Consider the following 10,959-nt stretch of genomic DNA (forward strand, 5'->3'; position numbering starts at 1 on the left):
GGGTCACGGATTCCCGTTCAGTCTTGTCAATGCGTGCTTAAAGCCCTTAGCCGCTTCGATTAAGCAGTCTTCCGCTTGAGGGTACAGTCCCAACTTGTCCATGAAGGCATGATCCGTGCCTTTATATTGAACGAGCGTGACATCGACGCCTGAGCGGGCAAGCTTCCTGGCATACGCCTCGTTCTCGATACGCAAATAGTCATATTCCGCAGCAACGATCAGTGCGGCGGGAAGCCCTCGCAGATCACCGAGAAGCGGCGACACATAAGGATCGGTAATATCCGTCATTCCTTGCAAATAAATGTCACTGATTTTGCCGCTGCGCATCCCATTAATGCCTGGTAAGATGTACTCATGATGGTTGCGGATATCGTATTGATCAATGGACCACTTGAAGTCTTCTGTTTCGATAGCCCCCCTATTAACCGTTGGGTAGATAAGGACCTGATATTTTATCATGCCGAGACGCTGATCTCTGTCCATCATCGCGCATACTGCTGCCAGATTGCCTCCGGCGCTGTCCCCAGCTGTTGCGATGCATGAGCGGTTAACCTGCAGTTCATCCGCATGTTCGTATACCCAGCGGACGGCATCAAAAGAATCCGTGATTCCTGCGGGATAGGGACACTCTGGAGCCAAGCGATAATCGACAGATACGACGACCGCATCCGCATGCAACGCCAGACATTTGCATGGATTTTCTACAACATCGACGCTACCGCCGATGAAACCTCCGCCATGAAAAAAAACAATGGCCGGACGAAGCTTGGCACCTTGCGGTGTATAGATGCGGATCGGAATAGCCGCTTCCGTCCCTTCTATGATCCGTGATTCCGTTGACACCTTGCCATCTGTGACATCATCGTTGTCCCATCCCATGAGGCCGCGCAGCAACTTGGCGAACTCCAAAGGATCTTCCGGCATCTGGAACGGACCTGATTGTTTCATGCGTTCGGTCGTCTGTTTCTGTACTAGATAGACCCGCGGATCCAGTTCGCCTCCTACAGACGAATCGGGGATCGGTTTCGTGATGAAGGTATAACCGTCTCGTTCGACCTGTACCGCCTTCTCTTGCAGCTGCCGTACCAACTCACTGTACGATTTCATGTTAAACCCACCTTTCTTGTTTAAGCATTTAATGATAGCGCTTGCAAATTCACCAATATTATGTTCTTTCTACCAAGGCCGCGATCCCTTGTCCGCCTCCGATACACAAGGCTGCAAGACCATAATGAGAACGACGTCGCGCCATCTCGTGCAGAAGGGTCACCAGGATGCGCGCACCACTGGCGCCGATCGGATGGCCCAGAGCTATAGCGCCGCCGTTCACATTCACTCGATCAGGATCGAAGCGAAAATGACGCAGACAGGCAAGCGTTTGCGCGGCGAAAGCCTCGTTTAGTTCCACGAGATCGATATCGCATTCGCTGATGCCAAGTTTCTTGAATACTTTCTCGATGGCGTATACGGGGCCGATCCCCATCATTGCCGGATCAACGCCAGCTGTCTCTACAGCGCGGACGATGGCAAGCGGTTTCAGGCCAAGCTCGTTCGCCTTGTCTGAGCTCATGAGGATCAATCCGGCTGCTCCGTCATTGATGCCGGAGGAATTGCCCGCCGTGACGTTTCCTCCTTTCTTAAATGCCGGACGAAGCTTGTTAAGAGCTTCCAAGGTCGTGTCCCGACGCGGATACTCATCCGTCTCGATTCGTATCTGATTGCCTTTGCGATCTACAGTCACAATCGGTGCAATCTCCTCTTGGAATCTCCCCTCTTCCACTGCCTTTACAGCCCGTTGTTGGCTTTTATAAGCAAACTGATCCAACTGCTCGCGCGAGAGCGAATAGTTATCGCACAAATTCTCCGCAGTCATGCCCATGTGATAATCGCCAGTCGCACACCACAGACCGTCCACGATCATGCTGTCCATCGCCTGCTGATGTCCCATGCGGAAGCCTTGTCTTGCTCCTTTCAGGATATATGGCGCTTGGCTCATGTTCTCCATGCCGCCAGCTGCGACAATCTCACTGTGACCACAAACGATGGACTGCACAGCCAACTGGACCGCCTTCAAGCCTGAACCGCACACCTGGTTCACCGTAACAGCCGACGCCTCCTGCGGAATACCAACGGCAAGCGACACCTGTCTGGCCGGATTCTGCCCGAGCCCTGCTTGCAGCGCATTGCCCATAATCACTTCGTCCACTTGCGACGGGTCCAAGCCCGCGCGCTCTAGCGCGGCCCGTATCGCTTGTTCGCCAAGCCGTACGGCCGATATATCCTTGAAGGAACCGTTAAAGCTGCCGATCGGCGTCCGTGCCGCGCTCACGATGACCGCTTCCTTGTTCATTTAAGCTTCTCCCCCTTCTTGCGAAAACGGGATGATCATCCTGGTATCAAAGCGCCCTCCACAATAGATCGTTTGGTTTGCGGTACGCGTTTTCGTCTGCAGCGCCCACGGCCCTGCGAAATTTGGATGGATATGATAAGCCGGAAAATTGGATGAGGATATATCGAGACGGATGCGGTGCCCTTTGCGAATCGTCCATGTGATCGGCCACAGACGGATCTCAATCTCAGCAATCGTGCCAGGCTCATAATCAAGCGGGATATCAGACTCGTTGCGGTAAGCCAGACTTGTAATGCCATCCCGTATGTTATAAGTCGTACCGTCCTCGAGTACATCCATAAACACGGTTGTAAATGCTGTGTCGTTCACATCGGCGCTGACGAAGAGATGTACGGTGATCGAACCGGTGATCGTCAGGTCTTCTGTGAACGGTTCGCTCAAGAACGAGATCACATCATCCCGGTACCCCGGAGGAGCTTGGGCAACGCTGGCCGGTGGCGCAGCGTCTTGAGCACCGGACAAATAGCGGAGCAATCCGGCTCCGCCCTTTGTAAGTACTGGCTGTTCCGGATCATAAGCATATGTTATTTGTTCAGGAAAATTCGGTTCTTTCTCCAACAGGTTTCGGCTGCCGGACAAGTATAACGTCTTTCTTCCGCCTAACTGCCAGAATAGATCCCAACTGCGCCATCTTCCGGAGCCGATTACATAAGTCGTTACATCGCCTTTGTCATGGGGATAATCCATCCCAAGCAAATGATGATCGAACCATTCCAGCGCTTCAAGCATCTGGTTGCGGTGACTGTTCGGATAGGGCATGTCGCCTGATGTCTGCATGGAATGCACCCACGGTCCAAGGATAAATCGGCTGGCCGCACGAGTCGCTTCGGGAAGTTTGAGGTAATCCCGAATCATGCCGTCAACATGTTGATCGAACCAGCCATCCGTCATGAGAACCGGGATGCGGATTCGGCGCGGGATCTCCCTAAATTCCGCCCAAAACCCTTCGTTCCAGTATGGCGCTCGCGGGCTGACGCTTGTGATCCATTGCCGATACCAGTTTAACTGTCTACCGAACAGCTGTTCATCCATCTCGATATGCGGTCTGATATGGGTAGCTCTGGCAAATAAATCTTCGCTTTCAATCGGATCGCTTCCGGCGTTGTCCAATGCCCAGCCTGTGTAAACATCCATGCGAAACATGCCGTTCATGTAATTTTGTCTGTAACGCTCTGTCGTAAAACCGGACAGCACCATCGTCTTGACCTGCTTTGGCACGATGTCGGCTATGGCCCATTGCACGGAACTTAAGTAAGAATGACCACTCGTGCCGATATTCCCGTTCATCCAGGGCTGCTCACATAGCCAATCGATCGTATCCAGCCCGTCTGCCCGTTCATTCTCGAACGGCTTCCACACGCCTGCTGATGCCCCCGTTCCCCGGCAATCTTGCAAGACTACAGCGTAACCGTATCGGGTCCATACAGTCGCCGTCGCTTGCAGGTAAGGCATGACATGCGGATACGGATTTCGCATCAAGATGGCCGGCCAAGGTCCGGAGCCTTTCGGAAGAAAGACGCGCGTTCGTAAATGGATGTCGTCGCGCATGGCGATGTCATAGTTTCGCAGTTCTCCGAAAGCCGTGCGAGTCTCCGGTAAACCTACGCTTAGCTGTGTGATGATCGAATCTACATTCATTGATCCCTCTCCTCCTGATGTCCCGTGTGAGGGTCCATCTTCTCGTGGGAAACTCGCAGCATGTGACTCGGTAAGTCGGTGTTAACCTTATGCTGGATAAAGCCGGAAGCCGCCAGCAATCGATTCAGATCAATATCGGTAACAATCCCCATAGCATGCAGCATATGAACGAGATCCTCTGTCGCCACGTTGCCGGCCGCACCCGGCGCATACGGGCACCCCCCCAGTCCCCCGAGCGACGCATCGAACACGGTGACCCCCATCTGCACAGATAAGAGGATGTTCGCCAACGCCATGCCGCGCGTATCGTGAAAATGAAGAGCCAACTGCTGCGGAAAACGGGGCAGCAACTGCTCCAGCATATGTTCTACCTGCAGCGGATTCGCGATGCCGATCGTATCCCCGAGCGACACTTCGTAAACGCCCAGCTCTAGCAACCGGTCCGTTATTCGCATGACGGATCGTAGCGAAACGCTTTTTTCGTACGGACAGCCAAATACCGTTGAGACGTACCCGCGCACTTTCACCCCGGCTTGAAGGGCGGTCCGAGTCACTTCCTGCAGTATGGGGAACGTCTCTGCGATCGATTTGTTGATATTGCTTCGATTATGAGTCTCGCTCGCCGACATGAAGACCGCGACCTCTTCGACCCCGGCCGCGAGTGCTCGCTCCAGTCCTCGCAAGTTCGGCACCAAAGCCGAATATGTTACCCCTTCGCGCCGATGAATGCCGTTCATGACTTCAGCAGCATCAGCGAGTTGCGGAATCCACTTTGGGCTCACGAACGATGTCGCTTCGATATATCGCAGCCCGGTATCCGATAACTGATTGATCCAGGCAATTTTGTCTTCCAAGGGAACTGTCATGCGTTCGTTCTGCAATCCGTCGCGAGGGCCGACTTCTTTAATCACGACATGCTCAGGCAGTTTCACGGTAACACAGCTCCTTTGCGATTGCCCGACTCAGTGGCACGTACGATATCGTTCCTTAACAAAGCATCGATCTCTTCAGCCGTATATCCGATTTGTTCAAGGATTTCCTTCGTATGCTCACCCAGCACAGGTGGCGGTCCTTGTACCTTCACCTGCCGCTCCGAATAATGGATTGGCGTTTGAATGACTGGCAGCTGCCCGAAAGCCGGATGATCCACTTCGACGATCAAACGGTGATCCTTGATCAGATCACTATTCAGCAACTGTTCGACATTCCAGATCGGACCGTGCAGGACATTGTGTTCATTCAAAATCTGTTCCCATTCGGACGTTGTCTTTGTTCGAAACACTTCATTCAGCAGAGAGGACAATGTTTCTCGGTTGGCCAAGCGAGACTGACTTGTGCGATAGTCCACCTGTTCCGCTAGATCATCCCTGCCGACCGCTCTACAGAATACACGCCAGGCTTCGTCACTCTGCGCTCCTGCCATCATCCAGCCGTCCCTGGTCGGAAACGCTTGATAAGGCACCACTTCCGCATGTTGATTGCCCATTGGAGCAGGGGACTGGTCTGTGGCGATATATTGGCCGAATCTTGTTGACAGGTTGAACACACATGTGTCGATTAGATTTAATTCCACCCTTTGTCCGACTCCCGTCCGTTCGCGATCATATAACGCCGCGCAGATGGCGCCGAATGCCATGAAAGCCGTCGAGTTATCGGCGATCGGCACACCTGCAAGCATTGGCTTACCATCTGCACCGCCCTCGCCCGTAAGGCTCATCACCGCTCCCATCCCTTGTACTATCGGATCCATACCTGGACGGTGACGATATCCGGGCGAATCGCCGAAAGCCGAGATGGAGCAGTACACCACCCGCGGATTGATCTCGCGGACCGTCTCGTATCCGACCCCCAATTTGTCACAAGTGCCAGGACGGTAATTTTCGACGATCACATCAGCTTCCTTGCATAATTCCAGCGCGATTTGCTTTCCTTCCGGAGTCTTGAGATCGATAGCGATCGATCGCTTGCCATGGTTATAGGCTGCGAACAGATAACTTTCGCCGTTTTTAAAGTAACTGCCCGATTGGCGCACCTGATCGCCGCTAGGTGGTTCGATCTTGATCACCTCCGCGCCTAGATCCGATAACATATTGGTACAGTACGGTGCAACGAGCCAATGCGCAATCTCGATGACCTTAATCCTTGTAAGCGGTCCCATAGCTGTTTGAATCCCTCCATAAGTATCGAATTGCTTAACGTTACAATCATTTTACATATAGACAAATTCAATGTAAAATAGGATTATTGGATTCAATCATAGTAATTAACTATTTCAGGAGTGCGACGATGCGAACAGAACAACTTCGTTACTTTATCGAAATTGCCAAATCAGGTTCCTTTACGACTGCGGCTGAACAGCTGCACATCTCACAGCCAAGCATCAGTCAGGCGATCAGCAATCTGGAGCAAGAACTGGGGGTCAAGCTTTTCGAACGTTCACGTTACGGTATAAAACTCACTTCTGTCGGCCAGTCAATTCTCTTGAAAGCGCAGGGCATCTTGAACATCATGGAAGAGATCATACTGGAAGCTGATTCAGAGGCGAAAGAAGTCAGTGGCCGACTGAGAATCGCTGCCATACCAAGCATTTGTGATTCATACTTAAGCGACGTTTTATCCAACTACAAAAATAAATTTCCTCATGTGCGCATTGAGGTCAAAGAAGTCGGAACGAATCAGATCATCCAGGACGTGTTGGCAGACCATGTAGATATCGGCATCATCTCCTCGTATCCCAATGAACAGTTCCAAACCGGAATCGAGTATGCGCACCTACTCACCGGAACTTATGTGGTTTACGTCGGCAAAAACTCGACGATTCCTTTCCACAAACCGCTCGCGAAAAACGTAATCGCCGAACTTCCGCTGATCATGCTGCAGCGGGACTACCGCCAGGAGGCGTATGCGAAGAAGCTGTTACAGACCGATCGACTGAATATCCTCCTTACACTCGGTTATACGGATGCGGCGAAGAAGATCATCGCAGAGGGCATCGCCATAGGCTTCTATCCCGATTTCCTCGTCAAGAATGACCCCTATGTCCGATCAGGTGACATCATCCCGGTGGATATTCTCGACAATAACCTTACACTCAGCTTTGGCTGGATTCACAAATCCGGGCGACGTTTGAGCGACGCTGCCGACCGATTCATCAAGACGTTGCGTGCGACTATTCAAGGTTGAACATACATGACAAGTGCAGTCGTTCCTTTCCTAATCTCATGTAAATAAATAGCGAGGCAGTCGCTTTAACTGCCTCGCTTCCAATTGTTGCTTGTGATTGTTTTACCTTGTTACATCTCCATTACGTTCAATCCGCGAACGATCAGCGCCGTATCGTCGACCGTAAGCTTCCGTACTTCACCCCCTAGCCGGATCGCGCCTTCCCCTTCCAGCACAAATAGCAGCTGGTGCGTCTGGTGATAGTGCTCGGACACGAGATGCCCGCCCCTATGTTTCTGCTCGTTTAAGTCTATCGCATTCCTGGACAAGTCGATCCATTTCATTGTCACGGTGAGGCCCCCGTTTTTCTGAGCGTTACATTTAAAGTAAATTTAGCGTGATCAGCGGTATTGATACAACATTTAGAATCAGTGAAGCTGAAATGAACATTTATTTGGGGCGACTGCCTTCAAATATCTTCATTGAGCTATCGTTTCCCGTTAGCTCAATAATGAAATGACAATAATTCTGGATAAATTCTGCGGTTTCTCTATGAGATAATTTATCTAGAAGGCTTTCCGAATCCACTAGCATTATCTCGTCTATTTCTTCTCCACATGGTTTTAGATCGTTTTGATTTCCAACAAAATCAACTAGAAACATAGTCGTCTCTTGGCACTCATAACCAATTTTCTTCTTTATATCGTCGTCAAAATAAAAAGTTATTTTTTCAGGTAGTTCTTCTTTAATAACGTATTTATCCGTCCCTGTTTCCTCAAATAGTTCACGCATAACAGCATCATTTAGGCTTAAATCCCATTCTTCAACACCGCCTTTTGGAAAATCCCAAACTCCGGATTCCTTATCGGAAGTATTTAATAATTTATGAACTAGTAAGAATTGATTTCCCTGGTACACTATGGCTCCAACCGCTTTACGGATGGTCTGGTAATGAGAAATATCCCCGTACAATTCAATGTTATATTTGAAATCTGTAATAACAACCTTATTTAATGAGGTGGGCTGAATTATTGGTGGCGCCCATAATTCTTCAAGGGAATCTCCTCTAAAATAGGCCATGATTACTTTAAGTACAATTGCATGAGTAACGATTAGAACATTACCATCCTTGTGTCTATTTATAATATCTAATACTGCTGGAATTATTCTATCTTGTAATTGAAAAAAGGATTCTCCACCATTTGAGGGCCTATATTGATGAGCAGTATTCCAAAAGGCATAATATTCGTCTGGAAAAGTATTCTCAACATCTGATTTTTTATGTCCCTCCCATGAGCCTAGGCTGATCTCTTTCAAACTTTCACATACAATAATTTGATTTTCTCGTTCATCTCTAATTATTTCTGCAGTTTGGTATGTTCTTAGACTGGGGCTGGAGTAAATTGCTTCAAACTTCAAATTCTTTAGAGATGATTTTAACCATTTTGCTTGACGTTTACCTAGTATAGTTAATGGTGAATCCATAAGACCCTGCATTTTTCCTTCTACATTCCATTCAGTTTCACCGTGTCTTGTTAAATACAATGTAGTGTTTATCCTAATACACCTCTCTCAAAGGTTTCAGATATTTCCAGACTACTGCATAGATTTCGTGGACTTGGGGTAATATTCCTTTTCCTTTTTTATTTAACTATCCTGCCCGTTAGCTTAACGAAAAACAGTTGCCAACGGCAAGTTATTTTCGATAAGTTAGCTGTAATGCGCTCTTTTTCCGATACAATCCGTGAAACTCGGTTGTTCTGCCTTACTGTAGTTTTGTCACTCCGTTCGGAAGTTCGGAAGCCGTTGACCAGACGATCGCTCCGCTGCGGTTCACGTACTTTCTGATTTCCTCGCGCGAATTCGGAACGAGCAAACTGATCACCGCCAATTCGCCGTTAAAATCGTCAGCCAATAGAATTTCGACTTGATCACAAAGCGGCCGGAAGTATTGATATAGCCGTACCTCTGCCCCTGGCCGGCAGGAGTCAGGCCGCCCTTGTACAAACCTCCGGCCGTAAAGCCCTGGATGACTTTGGTGCCATTCTTGTTGATATAAAAGGTGACAATTGTGGAATAGTCTTTCATACTCGCTTCTCTGATTATCATCAGATCAATCCCCTATTCTCTATGCATAGATTTAGCTTTAACCTATAGAAGCCTCTATGATTTGCTTTGCCTGGATTTTGCCTGCCAGTAATAAATCATCGCCGAGCTTCGGTTCACTGACAGCGCGTGCCAAAGCAACTGTACCGACCATACTGCTTACCAGCGCATAACCGGTACAGGCATCGACTCCTGCCATATCACTAATAAACCTCATGAATCGCTGCAACTCACGGGTGTACGCTTGTCGCACTTCTTCCGATAATCGGGAAATCTCACCTGACAGCGTAAGTAGAATACAGCCAATTTCCATCTGATCCCGATGAACAGAGCTTAAATAAAACTCAATATGAACTGGCCCAAGTTTTTCGAACGCCTCAAAAAGGGGAAATAACCCTCCAACAGCGAGCTGAAAACCGGGAGGATTGGCTTGAACGAATGACAACTCTCATACCGGGCATTACCCAAGAGCAATTAAACGATTTTTATTGCATCTATAAATCCCCCGAATCAAGAAACGCTCTATTAGAACTCTACCGATCCGGCGATATCGAAAAGCTAGAACCGTATCAGGAAAAAATGAATCGATTGGAATGTCCCGTTACTGTCATTTGTGGAGAAAAGGAAAAGTTCGTTCCGGTGTCGTTCGCCTACCACTTCAAGGAACGCATAGACCATGCGAAAATCCATTTGCTTCCGGACGCAGGCCATTTCGTCTATATCGAACAACCGGAAACAGTAGCAGAGATTATAGTCAAGCATTTTGATCATTATAACGAGGAGGAACCTATAACGATGATTTGATCCGATGTTCCCCTTAGCTCTGCGACCGTGATGAACTCATCGAAATGGTCCTCAAAATGAATATAGGGCGCTGTACCTATGCCTAAACAAATCATCGAGAGCACTCCTAGCCCCACTCAAGTTTGCAATCGAAGCGGTAAACCCATGACTTTAAGAAAAGACCCTAAAGGGGAATTTTTCGGCTGTAGTCCCAAATGCAGGAACGTGAAGGAAATACCAAGCTAACATGGCCAACACCAAAATAGTTTGATCATTGATTTTAAGAACCGCGCTTGCGGTTCTTTTCCTTTTAGACAAAGCATCCAAGAATTCGCCGGCAAGGAAATTCCAATCAAGAGGAGCTGCTAGTAAGCTCCTTACTTTTTCAGGCCGAGAACCAAACAGCCGCGGTTAAAGCTGCCAGCTCTCTAAAAAAAGTCATTTTATTGGATGAACCGCTTACTGGCAGCCCGTATGATTAGCTGGCATGTTGCGATTTCCCTGGCATAATATTTATTCGTTCATATCAGGGACAAAATGAGCCGGAATTAATGCTTGCAGTCCATTTTTAACGTGTCCTGCGTTTAGAGTGCGGCTGGCCCCGAAATTGCTGGATGCGGGAATCGCCACAATCACCTATGACGCAAAAAAACCTGCGCACGATCGCTCGAAAGCGATGCTGTGCACAGGCATACGAGTGCTGTATTAATATGAGTGAGCGGTTACCGATGGCTTGTCGGATGCTCGGCCGTCAATGGAATCTGTCCTTTAAACAACCGGTTGATGTCGCCGGCCAGCCGCAGGTAAAAGTCCGATGAGACCGATACCCCGTCAGCGTCCAGCGTCAGGAAATACTGATT

General features: G+C 49.1%; 11 protein-coding genes. 2 read left to right on the forward strand and 9 right to left on the reverse strand.

The annotated features are described in order from the left end of the window. Positions 1-3: 3 nt before the first annotated feature. From C7820_RS15005 to C7820_RS15025, 5 genes are read right to left on the reverse strand one after another with little or no spacing between them, the layout of a single operon-like run. Positions 4-1,107, reverse strand: a complete 1,104-nt coding sequence (locus tag C7820_RS15005) for an alpha/beta hydrolase (RefSeq protein WP_116231551.1) — start codon at positions 1,105-1,107, stop codon at positions 4-6. A 58-nt stretch (positions 1,108-1,165) separates the two neighbouring features. Continuing rightward, positions 1,166-2,350 (reverse strand): acetyl-CoA C-acetyltransferase, encoded by a 1,185-nt coding sequence (locus C7820_RS15010; protein ID WP_116231552.1) that lies wholly within the window; start codon positions 2,348-2,350, stop codon positions 1,166-1,168. Beyond that, positions 2,351-4,048: a CocE/NonD family hydrolase gene (locus C7820_RS15015; protein WP_116231553.1), complete on the reverse strand. Its 1,698-nt coding sequence runs from the start codon at positions 4,046-4,048 to the stop codon at positions 2,351-2,353. Further along, on the reverse strand, positions 4,045-4,980 hold the full coding sequence (locus C7820_RS15020; protein WP_116231554.1) for a hydroxymethylglutaryl-CoA lyase: 936 nt from the start codon (positions 4,978-4,980) through the stop codon (positions 4,045-4,047). Before C7820_RS15020 ends, C7820_RS15015 begins: the two co-directional genes overlap by 4 nt. Further along, positions 4,977-6,206, reverse strand: a complete 1,230-nt coding sequence (locus C7820_RS15025; RefSeq protein WP_116231555.1) for a CaiB/BaiF CoA transferase family protein — start codon at positions 6,204-6,206, stop codon at positions 4,977-4,979. Before C7820_RS15025 ends, C7820_RS15020 begins: the two co-directional genes overlap by 4 nt. Positions 6,207-6,334: 128 nt before the next feature. Here C7820_RS15025 and C7820_RS15030 point away from each other — a divergent pair, with 128 nt between their 5' ends. Further along, positions 6,335-7,231 carry a LysR family transcriptional regulator gene (locus tag C7820_RS15030; RefSeq protein WP_116231556.1) on the forward strand — a complete coding sequence of 299 codons (897 nt, stop codon included), beginning with the start codon at positions 6,335-6,337 and terminating at the stop codon, positions 7,229-7,231. A gap of 110 nt (positions 7,232-7,341) precedes the next feature. Here C7820_RS15030 and C7820_RS15035 read toward each other — a convergent pair whose 3' ends face one another. The 4 genes from C7820_RS15035 to C7820_RS15050 all read right to left on the reverse strand — a co-directional run bounded on the left by C7820_RS15035 (position 7,342) and on the right by C7820_RS15050 (position 9,761). Next, positions 7,342-7,554, reverse strand: a complete 213-nt coding sequence (locus C7820_RS15035; RefSeq protein ID WP_258875267.1) for a cupin domain-containing protein — start codon at positions 7,552-7,554, stop codon at positions 7,342-7,344. A gap of 106 nt (positions 7,555-7,660) precedes the next feature. Next, on the reverse strand, positions 7,661-8,755 hold the full coding sequence (locus C7820_RS33855; RefSeq protein WP_116231557.1) for a histidine phosphatase family protein: 1,095 nt from the start codon (positions 8,753-8,755) through the stop codon (positions 7,661-7,663). A gap of 336 nt (positions 8,756-9,091) precedes the next feature. Beyond that, positions 9,092-9,319 (reverse strand): WG repeat-containing protein, encoded by a 228-nt coding sequence (locus tag C7820_RS15045; protein WP_116231558.1) that lies wholly within the window; start codon positions 9,317-9,319, stop codon positions 9,092-9,094. Positions 9,320-9,356: 37 nt separating this feature from the next. Then, positions 9,357-9,761: a hypothetical protein gene (locus C7820_RS15050; RefSeq protein ID WP_116231559.1), complete on the reverse strand. Its 405-nt coding sequence runs from the start codon at positions 9,759-9,761 to the stop codon at positions 9,357-9,359. On the opposite strand from C7820_RS15050, the gene C7820_RS15055 reads away from it, so the two are divergent. Continuing rightward, positions 9,755-10,120, forward strand: coding sequence for an alpha/beta fold hydrolase (locus C7820_RS15055; RefSeq protein ID WP_116231560.1), 366 nt, complete (start codon positions 9,755-9,757; stop codon positions 10,118-10,120). The genes C7820_RS15050 and C7820_RS15055 overlap by 7 nt on opposite strands. The last annotated feature ends 839 nt before the right edge of the window (positions 10,121-10,959 follow it).

It is taken from the genome of Paenibacillus sp. VMFN-D1, from assembly GCF_003386155.1.
In the GTDB taxonomy this organism is placed as follows: Bacteria; Bacillota; Bacilli; order Paenibacillales; family Paenibacillaceae; genus Paenibacillus_AQ; species Paenibacillus_AQ favisporus.